Source organism: Thermofilum sp. (genome assembly GCA_038741495.1).
Taxonomy (GTDB): domain Archaea; phylum Thermoproteota; class Thermoprotei; order Thermofilales; family Thermofilaceae; genus Thermofilum.
Map to the genome: position 1 here is coordinate 535,267 of JAVYKX010000002.1, position 15,251 is coordinate 550,517.

Annotated in this window: 18 protein-coding genes; 15 read left to right on the top strand and 3 right to left on the bottom strand. The window is 60.4% G+C overall.

Going from position 1 to position 15,251, the window contains the following annotated elements:
• Window positions 1-38 precede the first annotated feature (38 nt).
• A complete protein-coding gene (locus QXU72_07615; protein MEM0495107.1) occupies window positions 39-848 on the bottom strand; it encodes a sugar phosphate nucleotidyltransferase in 810 nt (269 codons plus the stop codon).
• Between the two features lie 275 nt (window positions 849-1,123).
• Between QXU72_07615 and QXU72_07620 the strand changes: the two genes are divergently transcribed.
• From QXU72_07620 to QXU72_07680, 13 genes are all read left to right on the top strand, one after another.
• Complete coding sequence (locus QXU72_07620) at window positions 1,124-1,588, top strand: hypothetical protein (GenBank protein MEM0495108.1); 465 nt, start codon at window positions 1,124-1,126, stop codon at window positions 1,586-1,588.
• Between the two features lie 441 nt (window positions 1,589-2,029).
• Window positions 2,030-3,235, top strand: a complete 1,206-nt coding sequence (locus tag QXU72_07625) for a hypothetical protein (protein MEM0495109.1) — start codon at window positions 2,030-2,032, stop codon at window positions 3,233-3,235.
• Window positions 3,236-3,262: 27 nt separating this feature from the next.
• Window positions 3,263-3,694 (top strand): hypothetical protein, encoded by a 432-nt coding sequence (locus QXU72_07630; protein MEM0495110.1) that lies wholly within the window; start codon window positions 3,263-3,265, stop codon window positions 3,692-3,694.
• Entirely contained in the window at window positions 3,682-5,382 is a 1,701-nt protein-coding gene (locus tag QXU72_07635) for a hypothetical protein (GenBank protein MEM0495111.1), read from the top strand. The genes QXU72_07630 and QXU72_07635 overlap by 13 nt, the downstream gene beginning before the upstream one ends.
• Window positions 5,383-5,503: 121 nt before the next feature.
• The gene (locus QXU72_07640; GenBank protein MEM0495112.1) at window positions 5,504-5,926 is read left to right on the top strand and encodes a hypothetical protein; all 423 of its coding nucleotides are present in this window, start codon (window positions 5,504-5,506) and stop codon (window positions 5,924-5,926) included.
• On the top strand, window positions 5,910-6,398 hold the full coding sequence (locus QXU72_07645) for a DUF1616 domain-containing protein (protein MEM0495113.1): 489 nt from the start codon (window positions 5,910-5,912) through the stop codon (window positions 6,396-6,398). Before QXU72_07640 ends, QXU72_07645 begins: the two co-directional genes overlap by 17 nt.
• A complete protein-coding gene (locus QXU72_07650; protein ID MEM0495114.1) occupies window positions 6,395-6,946 on the top strand; it encodes a DUF1616 domain-containing protein in 552 nt (183 codons plus the stop codon). Before QXU72_07645 ends, QXU72_07650 begins: the two co-directional genes overlap by 4 nt.
• Window positions 6,939-7,622, top strand: coding sequence for a hypothetical protein (locus QXU72_07655; GenBank protein MEM0495115.1), 684 nt, complete (start codon window positions 6,939-6,941; stop codon window positions 7,620-7,622). Before QXU72_07650 ends, QXU72_07655 begins: the two co-directional genes overlap by 8 nt.
• Window positions 7,606-7,851, top strand: coding sequence for a hypothetical protein (locus QXU72_07660; protein MEM0495116.1), 246 nt, complete (start codon window positions 7,606-7,608; stop codon window positions 7,849-7,851). The genes QXU72_07655 and QXU72_07660 overlap by 17 nt, the downstream gene beginning before the upstream one ends.
• The gene (locus QXU72_07665) at window positions 7,848-9,731 is read left to right on the top strand and encodes a hypothetical protein (protein MEM0495117.1); all 1,884 of its coding nucleotides are present in this window, start codon (window positions 7,848-7,850) and stop codon (window positions 9,729-9,731) included. The genes QXU72_07660 and QXU72_07665 overlap by 4 nt, the downstream gene beginning before the upstream one ends.
• Window positions 9,728-10,642 (top strand): DUF4350 domain-containing protein, encoded by a 915-nt coding sequence (locus QXU72_07670; protein MEM0495118.1) that lies wholly within the window; start codon window positions 9,728-9,730, stop codon window positions 10,640-10,642. Before QXU72_07665 ends, QXU72_07670 begins: the two co-directional genes overlap by 4 nt.
• The gene (locus QXU72_07675; protein MEM0495119.1) at window positions 10,639-11,607 is read left to right on the top strand and encodes a MoxR family ATPase; all 969 of its coding nucleotides are present in this window, start codon (window positions 10,639-10,641) and stop codon (window positions 11,605-11,607) included. Before QXU72_07670 ends, QXU72_07675 begins: the two co-directional genes overlap by 4 nt.
• The gene (locus QXU72_07680; protein ID MEM0495120.1) at window positions 11,604-12,902 is read left to right on the top strand and encodes a DUF58 domain-containing protein; all 1,299 of its coding nucleotides are present in this window, start codon (window positions 11,604-11,606) and stop codon (window positions 12,900-12,902) included. The genes QXU72_07675 and QXU72_07680 overlap by 4 nt, the downstream gene beginning before the upstream one ends.
• Before the next feature lie 665 nt (window positions 12,903-13,567).
• On the opposite strand, the gene QXU72_07685 is transcribed toward QXU72_07680, so the two are convergent.
• Both QXU72_07685 and QXU72_07690 read right to left on the bottom strand, forming a co-directional pair.
• Window positions 13,568-13,993: a type II toxin-antitoxin system VapC family toxin gene (locus QXU72_07685; protein MEM0495121.1), complete on the bottom strand. Its 426-nt coding sequence runs from the start codon at window positions 13,991-13,993 to the stop codon at window positions 13,568-13,570.
• Window positions 13,969-14,214 (bottom strand): AbrB/MazE/SpoVT family DNA-binding domain-containing protein, encoded by a 246-nt coding sequence (locus tag QXU72_07690; GenBank protein MEM0495122.1) that lies wholly within the window; start codon window positions 14,212-14,214, stop codon window positions 13,969-13,971. The genes QXU72_07685 and QXU72_07690 overlap by 25 nt, the downstream gene beginning before the upstream one ends.
• Window positions 14,215-14,488: 274 nt before the next feature.
• Here QXU72_07690 and QXU72_07695 point away from each other — a divergent pair, with 274 nt between their 5' ends.
• On the top strand, window positions 14,489-14,890 hold the full coding sequence (locus tag QXU72_07695) for a hypothetical protein (GenBank protein MEM0495123.1): 402 nt from the start codon (window positions 14,489-14,491) through the stop codon (window positions 14,888-14,890).
• On the top strand, window positions 14,890-15,251 hold a 362-nt coding region (locus QXU72_07700), incomplete at its 3' end, for a nucleotidyltransferase domain-containing protein (GenBank protein ID MEM0495124.1). The genes QXU72_07695 and QXU72_07700, both read left to right, overlap by 1 nt.

Below are 15,251 nucleotides of genomic sequence, written 5' to 3' on the forward strand. Positions count from 1 at the left end.
AGAAGAAATATTTCTTTTTATCTTCAGACTAGCGAGTCTTAGTCCCCCGTACCCCAACTTTCCTTCAGCGGTACCTTTTTCTCCATCTCTCTGGCAGCCTCCTCCGCCTCCTCCAGCTCCTTAAGGGTATTAACGGACATCCAAGCCCCCTGTGGAACTACGAAGGCGTTAAGCCTCCTCCTATCCGCGAGAAGAGGCAGGAGAGTGTTCTCGAACTCTACCGCGCGCGGTGCGCTCATATCCACGACCTCCGAAAGGAGCTTCAAAGCCTGAGGCTCGAAGATGTAGAGGCCCGTGCTCGCGTAAACCCTCAGTGATGGCTTCTCCTCGAACTTTACCGCTAAGCCTAGGGCATCCACCTCTACGACACCGTAGGGAAGCTGGAGCCCCGCGACGACCGCGACGCTAGCCCAAACACCCAGCCTTCTCACAGCTTCAAGGTGGCTCGCGAGGAACCGGAGAGGCAGCGTCCCATCTAGAAAAACATCATCGGGGAAAGCTACGAGCACTCTTCTACCAGGGTCGAGGCAGCCCGTCTCCAGAGCGTGCTTTAGCGCTTTCCCCTTCCCCACCTTCGGGAGCGGCGGGTCCCTGCACACTCTCACCCTGACCCCGAACTGCACCTCGCTCGCGCGTCTCGCAACCTCCTCGTGCCTCGCCAGCACAGCGAACTCTTGAAAGCCGCTAGAAGCTAAGTAGCGGATGCAGCGGTCGAGGAGCGGCACCCCGTTCAGCGTGATCAGGGGCTTCGGCACCCCGATGAGCCCCATCCTCTTACCCTCACCACCCGCCATCACTGCGACCTGCGTGGCAGCAGCTTCTCGGCTCAGCAGCTCAAGCGCGCTCACACCTCCTACTCTGAAGACCTCTCCATTATTCTTAACTCCGCCCCCAGCGCAGGAGCGGGCAGCACCAGGAAGGCTAGACGAAGCTATAGAGCAGAGACTTACAGCTGCAACAAGCCTCCAGGAAGTTACCGGCTCTACCCGCGGCCTAACCGCTACGGAAAGGAAAATACCTAAAAGAGTAGAAATAGTCTTAACATGTTACCCGCTACTGCTTCGTATCTTTTAGCTCTCAAGCAGCAATGTTTATTTATAGGCATTCAGCTTCCCTACATTGTATGAGAATGTCGATCGTAAAATGCCTTACCCTCCTGCTTCTTATAGCTTTACTGGTTGTGGCGACAACGGTTTTCTCCGCTTCCACCTTCCCAATGGAGGTGAAGGATATAAAAACTCTTGATGAGGAAGGCAACCCTAAGACCAGCTTCAGGAGGGGCGACCTAGTCCTAGTGCAGGCGACGGTCGATTGCCCCTTCATGTTCTACGCGCCTCCCCAGTACGACTTCCTTTTCATCGTCAAGTTCGTAAACAGCCAGGGTGTAACTTTCTACTACGGCGTAATCTACGGATCCCTGCAACCGGGTAAGAGCGCAACGTACGCTGTAGGCGGAAAGATACCGGAAGGGGCACCCACGGGAACCTATAGAGCGTACATCTACGTCTGGAGCAACTGGCCAGCGTACGAGACGCCGACGGCTTACGCTGAAGTAAAGTCTGTAGACTTCACGGTGACGGGCGGCTAGAGGACTTTGAGTCTCACATCTTGAATGTAACATCATAGCCTGCGGCGCTGACCGAGGCTGGACAAGTAAGCATCCCGATGTCAGACGCGTGGGATGTACTTCGGTGTGCCGAAGAAGCTGTAGTGCGAGCAGAGCGGGAGGGGCGGACTAGGGGTCTCGAGAGGGCCACGAGCCTGCTGCATGAGACGCGGTCCCTTTTCGAGCAGAGTAAGTCCAAGGTTGCTCAGGGTAGGGCCCTAGAGGCGGCGAACTCGGCAATAAGCCCTCTAGCGATTTTCGCACCAATAGCTATAGCGATTGTCGTGGTGATCGTATTAGGCTATCTAGCGTACAGAGCAATTAAGATGAGAAGGGCTCTTAGAATCCGAATTCGCATTTTTCTTTCCTCTTAAGTTTTTTGAATGCAGTAAAGGTTATATAGTGCAAAGTAAAAGCTTCAGCGTGTTAAGGCAGCTATCCTCTTTAATCATACTGCTTTTGGTATTTCTCGGCTATTGTTCTCTCGCCTCACCTTACTCGGTGACCGCCACCCCCAGTAAAAGCGAGTACGCGCCCGGCGAGACTGTTAGCATAAGCGTTAGGATAACGCCGGCAGCGACAGTCGTGCTTTTGTGGGAGGTGAAAGACCCTTCAGGTTCTAGAAGAGATTTCGGGCAGCTCACGTGCCAAGGGGGCTCCTGTAGTTTCTCCTTTGTGACGGGCAGTAACTGGCCTACAGGAACTTACAGCGTAATAATCGCCGTTTCTGGAACCAACGATAAGGGGTATACGTCCTTTGTCCTTCGAACCCCGGCTCCTCCTCCACCACCTCCTCCACCGACCATTGACTACGAGTCGCTCGCAAGGAGCAGGATCGCCGCTGTGAACTCGTCTCTACGCGAGCTTTACGCAGCCTTGGAATCTCTATCATCGATATTGAGCCAAGTTGGCGTGGAGATAGATCCCAACTACAGGAAGCAGCTAGACAGCATCAATGAGACGCTGAGCAGAGCGGTAAGCTACTACAACGCGAAGGATTACGAGACTGCTTACTCCACCGCCAACACTGCCTTCCAGATGGTGAGCGGGTTCGTCGAGAGCTTCTCGGGCGATCTGCTGAGAGCACTAGCGATCATAGCGAGAGACCTCCAGGCTAAATCGACCGACGCCGTGACCGCTGACCTCCTTAAGAGCCTTGAGAAGGAGCTGGGTAGAGCCTCGCCGAGAGATAGCGACATACTTTCTAAGCTCTCAACCTGGAGCAGAATCCTAGTCGTAGTGGCACGCACCCTGAAAGTTCCCGAGCTCGAGGCAAGCCTAAACGAGCTAACTCTCAAGCTTGAGCGCCTCGGCGCGGCTATCAGGGCTCTTAACCAGACCAATGCTGAGCTTCAGGCGCGAATTACGGTGCTGGAACAGGAGAAACAATCTCTCTCAGATAAGCTCTCCAGCGTTCAGAAGCGCCTCGACGAAGCGACAGCCGAGATAGACCGGCTGACGCGAGCGAATGCTGACCTGAGCAGCGAGAATGCTGAGCTGAAGAAGCAACTTTCTGAGAGCTTGCCGAGGAGTACTGCGAACGCTGCTGCTATAGTCGCTGCAGTTTCAGGGTTGGGAGTAGGGATAGCTATCAGCAGGCTAGTAAGAAGAAAGCGGGTTAGCAAGTAGAAGAAAGCCGTCCGTGGGCGGCTAAACGTGAAAGTCGGGAAGCTAGCGAGAGCCTTACCCCTCGTGATAGGTGTAGCTTTTTTCGCTTACGCGTCTTTAGGCTGCAGTGATGGGCTGCGCGCTTACGCTGGCTACTGGGCTCTCAGCAGCCCTCTTAAGCCGGCTGACGACAGGCACGGCTCGCCCGTCGTAATTGTCTCGGTTAGGGAGCTGGGAGAGAGCGTTAAGGTGACCCTGCTGAGAACGTACTCCCTGCCCGGCCTTCTCGACTCTACAGTTGATGTGAAGCTCTACCTGGAGGATGGGACAGTATCTGTCACTAGGGTTAAGGTACGTCAACCACTAGGGACGCTGCAGGAGCTCTGGTTTCTTGGCGGCGGTCATCCCATCAAGTGCACGGAGGTAAGCGTGCGCGTAGACGGGGTGGAAGCAGCGAGGTGGAGCACTTGTCAAGGTTAGGCGCCGCCACGTCTGCAGCCGGGCTAGCGGCACTGGGCGTCAGTGCTGTTCTAGCGTGGACTTACGCGGTATCTCTTCTCCTACCCAGCTGTCCATCCCAGGAGGGCGGGGTCGTTGTGCGCCTTATAACCCTCCCTCTCGGCGAAGCGGGCGTACTCTTGTGGGCTCTCCTCCTGGTAGTAGCCTCGAAAGGCTTGGTGGAGTCGTGGGGGTGGCTCGCAGTATCGGCTCTCGCTGCCGGCTTCTCCTCGATTCTCGTCGGCGACCCGTTCCTCCTGGCTATGCTCTCCGCTGCTTACGTGGTTCTCGCAGCTTTCAGGAACCTGAGGCGCTGCCTGGAAGCGGTAGCAGCTGGAGTAGTAGCGGTGGAAGCCCTGTCGATCGCCTACCTTTTAGCCAGAGCTTACGCGGTTAAGCTGCCGCTGCCTCCTGCGCTCCCGTACCACCTCTCTCTCTACTGTCCTCTCACCGTAGTGGCACCGCTGATCGTGCTCGCTACCGCGCTCGCATCCCTAGGGGCGCTAGCTCTCGAGAGAAAGAGCAAGGTCTATGCTCCAACCTTGGGGAGTCTCGGCCTCCTCGTAGGGCTGGCGACCTGCATCCTCCTGTGGCTAGTGATTTACGCTTCAGCGCTTAACCCGGGTGTGGAGCTTATCGGAGTAGACTCGGTGACAAGGTACTACCCTCACGCTATCACGCTCCTTGAGGGCGGGCTGCCCAGCGTTATATCGATCGGCTACGATCGACCCCTGTACTACCTTTTTCTCTACAGCCTAGCGACCGCTCTGGGTCCTTTCGAAGCAGTGAAAGCACTGCCGCTGTTCTCCCTAATCTTGCACACGCTTTCCTCTTATGCCGTAGCGAGGGAGCTGGCCGGGAGGAACGTGGCAGCGCTAGCGTCTGCGCTAGCCCCTCTAACTTACACGGCGACTGCCGGCCTTTTCGGAGGACTCTTCAGCAACTGGACAGCTCTCTCCACGGGGTTGTTCTCGGTAGCTTTCCTATCGCGGTGGCTCAAGCAGGGGAGAGCCCGGTGGCTTGCGCTGCACTACGTGATGCTGGTGGTGACTGTGGCTACCCACATCTACATGGGCGCCGTTTTCTTCGCATCCACCTCGCTATCGCTGAGCCTCTTCCTCATCTCTAAGAAGTACAGGAGGAGGGCTTTAGCCGCGCTTACCCTTCAGCTAGCTTTGGCCGCGCTCGGCTTCTACCTAGCTGACAGCGCGGCGGCTCAGCTGGGCTTCCGGTCACCATCCAACGTGGTCTCCGCTTTAACACGCTCTTGGTGGAGTAGGGTTCAGAAGTCTCAGCTATTCTCGCCAGCTTGGTGGAGAGATTTCAGCTTCAACGTCTACGAGTACGCTGCAACAGCAGCTCTAGACCCTACTGTCTGGCTGCTCACCGCTGTTGGTATCGCGTCCCCCAAGCCTTCCGAGCTCTGCAACCCCTTCCTCGCGCCCTGGCTGATCGTAGTCTACCTGCTCTCGGTGACAGCCCCCTTCGAGCTAATGTGGAGGTCTCTGTACGACTACCCCTTCTCGCTCAGCGAAGCGCTCGGCCTCGCGTATATCCTCTCGCTTATCGCAGAGAAGGCTGGGGAAAGAGCAGCGCTCCTGTGGTTAGCTGCTATCATCTTCTTCAAGCTAGGCTACACGCTAGCTTTCACCGTCGGATTAGCAGCCTGAGGAGGCAGAGTCCTAGAAGCGTGCGCGAGAAGCCCAGCAGGCTCTGCGTTTTCTCTGCGCTGTGCCGGGCGAGAGCCGGGAAAAGTGTTTATGTGCGGGCAGTCTTCTTTGCCTGGAGCTTATGGGCTACCTGGCTCTCGCCCTCTGCGCGCTACTCGTGCCGGCTCAGCTCCAGGGCTGCTCAGCTGAGAATCAGCTCCTAGAGGCCGTAAAGCTGCTGGAGAGGCTGAGCGAAGAGGGTTTTGACGTCTCAGCTCAGGTTCGGGCACTCAACGAGGCTCTGGAGCTTTGCCGCGCGAACAAGCCTGAGGAGGCTGAGCAGATCATTCAGCAAGTCACTAGCCAGCTTAGGGAGTACGAGCAGCAGCTCCCCTCGTACCGCATCGGCAAGTGGCTGCGCATCGGCGCCACCACCGCTATCCTGCTCGCATTTCCGCCTCTTTTCTACTACTTCTTCCCACGCGCGTACGCCCTCGCGTGGGCTTACTCTAGGAGGAAGTGGCTCGTAAAGAAAAAGGTGGGGAGGAGTGGTTCTAGACGATGAAGTCCTAGCAGTGCTAGCCGCCATCGTAACCGTAGCGTGCGTGATCGCGGTAGCCCTCACCCTGCCTAGAAGTAGTGAACCTTTCCTCGCTCTAGGGCTGCTGGGCGAAAGGGGGAAGATCGGAGATTACCCATCGAGAGTGCTCGTGGGGGAGCCGGTGAAGCTGCACATCTTCGTCATGAACCACCTTGGCAAGGCTGCGCTGCTGAAAGTTGTAGCGAAGCTCGGGTCTAGGGGCAGTCTCCCGACGAATTCAACCCCCCTCGAAGCTCCCCCGCTGTGGGAGTACGAGCTCGTGCTCGGCCATGGGGAGAACGCGACGATCCCCGTGCAGCTAGCGCTGGAGAAGGAGGGGGTGAACGTGGCGCTCGTCTTCGAGCTCTGGATGTACAACACGACTTCAGGCTCGTGGGTCTACACAGGCCGCTGGAACCACCTCTACATCAACGTCACGAAGGCTGGTGGAGTATGAAGGAGGGAAAACTCTGGAACCTCGTCCAGGAAAGGGCAAGGAGTAGGGGGCTGCTCAACGCTTGCCTCGACCTCTACAAGGCTTGGGCTGAGGGCGAGCTAGCTCTCGAAGATCCTTCCCCACCTCTCACTCTCCCCGAGTACCTCGTGAGGCCCGACTACAGCCTTTGGCTCTGGACTCTTCTCTCCCTCGCGACCCTCACCGCCGTGGTTGTGTGGGTCACTGAGAACGGCTTCGCCCCGCTGCTGCCGCTCCGCTACGTTCTCGGCTCGATTGCCGTGCTCTTCCTCCCCGGCTACTCGCTCGTGGAGGCGCTCTACCCGAAGGCAGGCGACCTGGAGCCCCTCGAGAGGCTGGCTCTCTCGATCGGGCTCTCGCTCGCCCTCGTCCCCCTCGTGGGCCTGGTCCTCAACTATACTCCCTTCGGGATAAGGCTCTGGCCTGTCGTGGCTTCCCTCGAGGGCCTCACCGTGGCTCTCGCGCTTACAGCGGCCTACAGGAAGCTCGTTTACCTAAGGCTCGAAGCCAGGGTGATCGCGGGTGGATAAGTGGCTGGCTGCAGCTACGGTTCTAGGAGTGTGCGGGTCAGCGCTGGCAATCTTCTCCTACTTTGTTCTCGGCAGCATTCCTCTCTCAGCTCTGGGGATCGGGGCTGTCGTCACCGCTGCTTCCCTCGCTCTAACCCCGTGCGAAGCGCCGTACCGCGAGGCAGTTCACTCCATGCTTGAAGCGTACGTGGCGAACATCTCGAGAGTGCTCGAAGAGCTTGCCGCACAGCCTGGAGCAGTCTACACGCCTGACGGAGTCATCGCGGTCCCGCTTAAGCAGCCCTCCAGCTTTCCCGGCAAACCCGACGCGAGCAGGCTGCTCTGGAGGAGCCCCCGAGGCCACTTCCTCATCCTCTCATCCCCAACCTACACTGTCGAGCAGGGCGCCGACCTCGAGGCAGCCCTGGAGCTGGTTTTAGTCGACACGCTGGGCATCTGCGACGCGGTGAGGGTGTCCTCGAGGGAGGGTTCAGCGCTAGTGGAGCTCGTCGGGGTGAAGAGGGCAGCTGAGCCCACTCGCTTCGAGCAGGTGCTAGGCCCCCTACCGGCCCACGTAGCTGCCACTGTAGCAGCCCGGGCTACAGGCTCGCCGGTGAGGATAGAGCAGTGGGAGAGGAGGAGGGGGAATCTCACCTTGAGGCTCTCGGTGGTGGGCGAGGGTGATCAGGAAGGATAAGCTCTTCAACGCTCTTCTACCCGGGCTCTACAGCGTGTCTGTCGCCGCTCTAGCGGCCCTGGGGGAGAGGAGGCTTGACGCCTACTTTTCGATCCTCGTCCTAGAGTACGCAGTGCTCCACGCGCTGCTGAGGCCGAAGCGGAAGGGCAGGGACTTTATATTAATAGCCCTCATTGCCCTGTTTACAGTGGTCGTCGCGTTGAGAATCGTGGAGGTGCTCGGCTTATGAGGACTCTCCTCCCCTTCCTCCTCTCTCTCATGGTGGCTGCAGCAACTTCTCCCCTCGCTCAACCGTACCCTCGCCACGTAAACCCCGACGAGGTAACCCCCTCAGTGGACGTCTTAAAGCTCACTCAGATTTACGCTGAGCTTGCCAGCATGCTCCGCAGCGAGAACTTCACCGGCTACCTTCAGCTGGGCCGGTACCTCCTCGAGCTTCAAGCGCCAGGCGATGTGGCGTTCATCATCTCGCGCTTTCACGAGCTTTCGCTCCAACAGGGGCTTCTGCTCAACTCCACCAGAGAGGCTTTGAGGGAGGCGGAGTCACACCTCCGCTTCGGCGACTTCGAGGGCGCTTTAGAGCTGCTCGGCGAGGCTCTGCGCACACTAACCCGAGTCAACGCCACTTACGTAAGCCTAGCTGACGCAGCGGAAGCTGTGCAGCGCAGAGTGAAGGCGGCGCCCGGGCCCCTCCTAGAGGCTGTCCGCCTCCTCGCTTCATCCTACTACTTGAGAGCAGCTGAGCTCAACGAGTCACTCCACACCAGCTTGATTAGAACGCGCTTAACGCTAAAGTCCACGACGGGTAGCGCGTGGGTGGGGAGCACAGCTCTCTTTTATGGTACGCTTGAAACAGAGGGCGGCGACCCCCTCCCCCAGCGGGAAGTCACCTTGCTCTGCGACGGGAGAGTCTGCGGGCGCGCGCTCACGGATAGCAGCGGCACCTACTACGCGACGGTCAGCGTGCCCTACGTTTACGTCAGCTCCATGGTCCTAGTCGCCCTGTACGAGCCTTCAGGCCCCGATGCTCGCGTGTACAGGCCGTCGGTCTCCGAGCCTTTCACGCTCAACCTCACATTCTTCACGCCGCGAGTCAACGTCACAGTTACCCCGAGCGTGGTGACGCCTGGGTCGCGGGTTAGGGTTGAGGCCGAATCAAGCCTCCGCGACGCGAGCTTCGTGCTCTACGGCCTGGGCCAGCAGCTCCTAGCGGGAACCTCGGAGGGGAGGGCCCTCTGGGAGGTCGAGGTTCCGGGTGAGGCTCGGGAGGGGGCTCACGCGATTAAGGTCTGCACCGTGCCTCGAGGCGTGTACGGGCCTGGATGCGGGAGCGCGGAGCTCGTTGTCAAGAAGCTGGCTCTCTACGTCAACCTGGAGGTGCCGAGCATTCTGCTCGCTATGGTTCCTTTCACAGTCAAGGTGAGCGTGCTCGGCGAGGGCGGCGGGCTGCCCGACGCGTTCGACGTCCACGTAGCAATCCCGGAGGGGGGCTTAGCCGTCGAGAAGAGCTACCCCGCGCCTCAAACCCCCATCGCGCTCGAGGCCACGCTTCCCCCCCTCGTCCCAGGCGGCAAGGCGAAGCTCACCGTCACCGTGACTTCCCACGACCCCGCCTACTCGAGCGGGAGCGCTGAAGCGGAGATACTCATCGTCAACCCCCTACTCATAGCGGTCTCGGCCCTCTTGGCTGGCAGCGCCTTCGCGGCGTACACGAGGGCCTCTAAGCGCTTGAGAAGAGCTGAGAGAGCTGAAGTTCCCGCGGAGGTGCAGGCTGGAACGCTCGAGACCTCTGCGCCCGAAGTTCCAGCGCCCGAGCTAGCCGAGGAGCCATCCCGGCCCCTTAAAGCAGCGGCTGCTGACCCGGTAGTGAGCGAGTACCTGCAGGCTGTAGCGTTCGTCGAGAAGGTCACGGGGGTACAGATGGAGCCTAGCCACACGATCTCCGAGTACTTGAGCCTCGTCAGCTTCAGGCTTGGGCCGAAGGCTGCGTACTTCGAGAAATTGAGCAGAGTTGTTGAAGCCAGGTTGTACGCAGACGAAGAGGTGGATCTAAGCTACGTGAAGTCTCTGCGGCGAGCTCTTGAAAGCGCTGAGGGTGAGGCCTCTTGAGAAGCATCCTGCTGGCTTCAGCCGCCCTCGCCTTAGGGGTTGTGGTACTGGCAGCTTGGCTCTACCCGGTCAACGCGGACTTCTGGCCCGCCAACCCTGGCTGGAATGGCCTACAGGAGCTTGCCCGATCCCGGGGGGCCGTCGAAGCTTCTCTCACCGAGCTGGCTGCACTCGACCCGCGGAACTACACGCTGCTGATCGTAGGGCCTTCGAAGAGCTTCACCCCCGGCGAGGTGCTAGCGGTCAGAGCTTTCCTGGCGAAAGGGGGCCGTGTCGTGATTGCAGACGACTTCGGAACTGCGAACGAGCTGCTGGAGGCTATAGGCGCCCCAGTGCGGCTCACCGGAGGCCTTCTCGTAGACCCCTTGCTGAACCTGGGTGCGCGCGAGCTACCACTAGCCTACTGGTCAGGGCGGAGGCTAGCGCTCAACTACGCGACAGCGCTCAACGTCACGGGCTGTGCAGGCTGCAGAGTGCTCGCGGCTTCGAGCTTCTTCAGCTACCTCGACTTGAACGGTAACGGTGTACACGACGAAGGTGAGCCGGCAGGCCCGCTGCCCACCGCGGTCTCGCTGAGCTTCAGGGGCGGCGAGCTCGTGGTCGTCTCGGACTCGAGCATCTTCATAAACTCGATGCTCGGCAGGGAGGGGAACGCTCTTTTCCTCGAGCACCTCCTCCGCTCGACAGCCCCGGCGATCGACAACTCGCACTGGGAGGAGACCCCCCTGGTGGCGCTGAAAGCCGCGCTGAGCTCCGCCCACAGGGCTCTCTCGAGCCCGGAGCTGAAGTACCCTTTAGCCGCGGCAGCCCCCCTGGGGGTCGTAGCTATGAGAAGGCAGAGAGAGCTCGCGGAAAGGCTTAAAAGACACGTAGTCCAGGTAGCGAGGGCTGTAGAGGTGCAGGGCGAGTGACACAGCCCGGAAAGCTGCTACAAGCGCCTAACGCTGCGCGGAGGACGAAGCTTCTCGCACTCGCTGCCCGCATCAAAAGCTACTTCGTGGGGCACGATGATGTAGTGAATCTCCTCCTCGTGTCGCTGCTATCGGAGGGGCACCTTCTCATCGAGGGACCCCCGGGAACGGGGAAAACCCTCCTCGCGAGGGTTTTCGCGAGCGGCATTGGCGGCACTTTCAAGAGGATTCAGATGACGCCCGACCTTCTCCCCGCCGACATCATCGGCACAGTGTACTACAATCTCCAGAGCGGGTCCTGGGAGATCCAGCTCGGCCCCATCTTCGCGAACGTGGTCTTCGTGGACGAGCTCAGCAGAGCCACTCCGAGAACCCAGGCCGCGCTGATCGAGGCGATGCAGGAGAGGCAGGTGTCGATCGGCGGGAGGACGTTCCCGCTCCCCAGGCCCTTCCTCCTCATCGCGACTAGAGTGTCGGGCGAGAGCGAGGGGATCTTCGAGCTCCCTACGGGCGAGGTCGACCGCTTCTCCTACAGCGTGAGCATTCCAGGCTACGACCCCGAGGTGGAGGCGGAAGTGCTGCGCCGCCTGGACTTCCTGGAGAGCGTGGATGAGAGGAGAGTCTTGACCCCCGAGGACATCCAGCTGCTCATAGAGGACGTGAAGAAGGTTTACGTGCACGAGAGAATCCGGCTCTACGTGATCTCCCTCCTCAGAGCCGTCCGGCAGCTCGAGGAAGTGGGTGTTAAGCCGAGCACACGCGCAGCTGTCTGGCTCACGAAAGGCGCGAGAGCCCTAGCCTACCTCGCGGGGAGGAGCTACGTCCTCCCCGACGACGTTAAAGCGCTAGCAGTGCCGGTCCTGCGGCACAGAATAGGTTTGAAGCCCGAGTACGAGCTCGACGGCGTCGCAACCGAGCAGCTCATCCAGCGGGTCTTGAGGGAGGTAGAGGTCCCGAAAACATGAAGCTAACCAGCAAGGGGCGAGACCTTCTTCTCGCAGCTCTCGCCGAGGCTCTCCTCACCCTCGTTTTCCGGGATCCTCTCATCGCCGCAGCTACGCTCGCGATGCTCGCGCTCCTGGCAGCGGACGCCCTCACGGCATACAGGCAGGCTTCGAGAGACGCGGGAGCCCTTTCCCAGTGCAGGCTGAGCACCCGGAGCTTAAAGCTCCTAGCGGGGTCCAGCAGGGTTCTCCGGGCAGAGCTCCCGAACCCGGTTCGCTCACAGGTCGCCGCGGAGCCGGAGTGGGTGGGAGTCCGCGCCGCAGGCACGAGCCTCTACCTCCACCTGGCGCCCAGGATCTTCGGGGAAGCGAGCGTGAGGTTGAAGCTCCTCGCCAGGTCGAGGCTCGGCTTCTGGGAGCACGCGGCCGCCACCAACCCCCTATTCAGCGTGCTAGTCCTGCCGAAGGCGACACCCCTCCTCCTCCAAGCGCTCGCAAGCCTCGTAGGCGGCGCGGGCGAAGCAAGCGGGGAGGAGAAGCGGGCTTCCTCCTTCCAGCGGGGGCTAGAGTACCGCGGCTCGCGGAGGTACCAGCCGGGCGACAGGCTGAAGAGCATCGACTGGCCGGCCACGACCAGGCTGCAGGAGCTGATCGTCCGGGACTACAGAGCCGGGGAGGGGTCCGCGGTGGTTGCTGTGAACTTAGACGCCCCGAGCCCCTCAGTCCTCGACTTCACCGTCTCGGCGATGCTCTCGGCAGCTCTAGCAGCCGCCAGAGAGGGCGTGGGCACCTCCCTCCTGAGAATCGAAGGCGGGTCGGCTGAGCTAACCCCCCGCCTCGACGCGAGGAGCGCTCTCGCGCTGGCGGTGAAGCTCGCGCTCGAGAAGCTTAAGCTGAGCTTCGAAGCGCTAGAGCAAATCCTCCCAGAACCCTCTTCAGAGCTAGCCAACCTGGCTGAAGAGCTCGGAGCTCTCAGCCTTAAGGAGGTTTTCGCGGAGAGAGCTCGCGAAGCCTCCAGGATCACCAGGAACCTGGAGAAGGGAGCTCTGCTCCTCCTCTGCGGCCCGCTCACCTCCAACGTGCAGCTCATCATCGACCTGGTGCACAGCGCGTCAGCGCGAGCGCGCGTCATCATCGTTACCCACCCGAAGCCGTGGGCAGACGCGAAAACACCTGAAGAGGCTAAAGCCATCAGGGAGACGCACGAGCGCGTAGTAACCCTCCTGGTAAAGCGCTTCCGAGTACACACCAGGCCTGCAGCAGCCGGAAGGGAAGTCGCACTCCACGCTCTAGCGCTGCGGGCGAGAGCCCAGTAGCAGCCCCAAGCTGAGAGCCCCCCAGCCTCTGGAACCCCGAGCGGCTGAGCCTCACCGACGGCTTGCCGAATACCGCGTACCGCAGCTAGAGTAGCTTCAAAGGAAGGAGGCTCGGCTCCGGGCGCTCCCGCGAGGCGGGAGGCTCCCGAGGTTCTTGGGAGCCGGTGGTTCAGAGAAGCAGGTGGCACTGCGGCTACGTAGAGGCCGCTCTCAAGCGCTTCGCCAGCGCTGAAGCATCAACTACTGTCACGAATCCCCCTCGCGTACCCGAAGCCGTCCCCCAGCTCAGCTGCCAGCACCCCACCGATCCCCCCGCACCCCCAAGGCCTCTCAACCCCCCTCAGCACCCCACCCCCATACTCGAGAGCAGCGCAACCCCCTCCAGCTCCTCAGCCCCTCGGCACACCCAGCACCGCGCTCACAGCCCGCGCTCCCCCGCTAAGCTCACGCAAGCTCTAAAGCTCCACGTACACAGCGAAGCGCGAGAACACTCTACAGCTCAACCGGGCAGCAGAGCCGCCGGGAACGCGGAGCGCGCAACCCTAGCAGCGCAATAACGAAGGGTTAACGCAGCGGTTGAAGACAGTGTATTCTCGCGCCTCCCCAGTCTTCTCCTCAGGGAAGTTGCCAAGGATCCTCTCGAGAAGCTCGCAGCAGCCAGTCTCTCAGCCGAACCTTCTCTTTAGCGGGGTTCTGTCGAAGTCCCCATCGTTGGATACTATCTCCTTCGCCCCGCTTCTCAGCGCTGTAGCCAGGTGTACCGCATCCTCGAAGTCGAGGCTATGCTCCCGCATCAGCTCAGCCGCTCTGACGATGTCCTCTAGCGTCAAGGGTACCACCCTCAAGCCAGGCAAGCCCCCGATCGATCCCACCACCTTCCTGATCACCGCTTGGTCTCTCAAGCTCCTTCCAGCCAGGCCGGCCACTATCACCGCCGCCTCGTACAAGGTTAGCGCTGACGTCACGTAGCTCCCCCGCGGGGCCTCCTCGATCCTCTTCACCCACTCGTAGGAGGTTTCGCCGAAAGCCGGATGCCTGCCGAGCCAGTACACGAAAACGTTGACGTCTACGTAGCTTTTCGGCTCCACCATCTCCTCACAGCCTCGGCCGCGTACTCGTCAACGTCCTCCGGCCACACAGCTACCTCGAAAGCCCCGAAGTACTTGTCAGCGACGCTTTCGAGAAGCTCTATCACAACGCGCCCCCCATCCACCCCCACTCTGACGCGGCTCCCCTCCCTTATCCCAACCCTCTCCCTAATCCTCTTAGGGATAACCACCCTACCCCTCCCATCCACTCTCGCAATCTCCATCCATCTCCCACGGTAGCATGAAATCCCAACCATTTAAGCTTTCCCATCACTTCTCTACTCCCGCTCTCTGCAGCAGCGAGGCAGCCACCACTAGCTGCGCGCAGCCCCGGCACCAGCCCACTGCTCAAGGTCCAGAAGCACCCTTCTCTCCACTCAAGGCGCTACCACTCCCTTCCCTCTCGGGGCTCAGCCCCACACCACCCCGCAGTTCGAGCAGCCCGGAGCACCGGCCCCCCGCGTAAAAGATTTAATTTTTTCCGCTAAACTTCCGCGTATGCTGGGGGGCCCCTCCGCCGGCTTCAAGCCTCCTCTGCTCCCAGAGCTCGAGGTCACGCCTGCGCTGGTTTCCGCCGCCTACAAGCGCGCGCTGAGGCTCGGACTGTACTGGAGGCTTGAGCCGGAGGAGCGGGCTATCCTAGCCCTCGCGAGAAAGCTGAAAGCCATCAAGAGCCCCACCCTCAGAGAAATCGTAGTCAAAATCCTTTCGAAAGTCTGGCCCGAGAAAGCCAAGCTCTACGAAGCGTTCAAGCTCGGCCTCCAAGTAGTCGAGAAGAGAGTCCAGGCAGCCCTCAAAATCGGCGCCCACAGCATCGCAGAGCTCTACACCAAGCTGGCGCCGAAAGCAATCCTGCACCTCGGGCTCGCAGTCATGAACCTCTCACCCCTCTACAGGTGATGGAGAAGCCCAACCCGCCAAGCTCGCGCAGCTCCTCGACAGCTTGGAGAAGGATGTCTTCAGTGTCTGAGGACACCGCGCTGGCAGTCCAAACCTGGAGGCTCAAAATGCTCCTCGAGTGGCGCAAGCACCTGCCAACCCTAGCCGAAGCCGCGAAGGAGGCCTTCGGGGAAGCTGAAGTCTACATCTTCGGCTCAGCCGTCGAAGGCGAGCTCACCGCAGACAGCGACATCGACGTCCTAGTAGTCTTGAACCACGTGCCCAGAAGCGGCTTGGAGAGAGCCAAGCTCCTCGACAAGCTCTGGAGAGCTCTCGAGAAGCGCGGCATCCCACCCTGGTACCCCTTCGAAGTACACCTCGC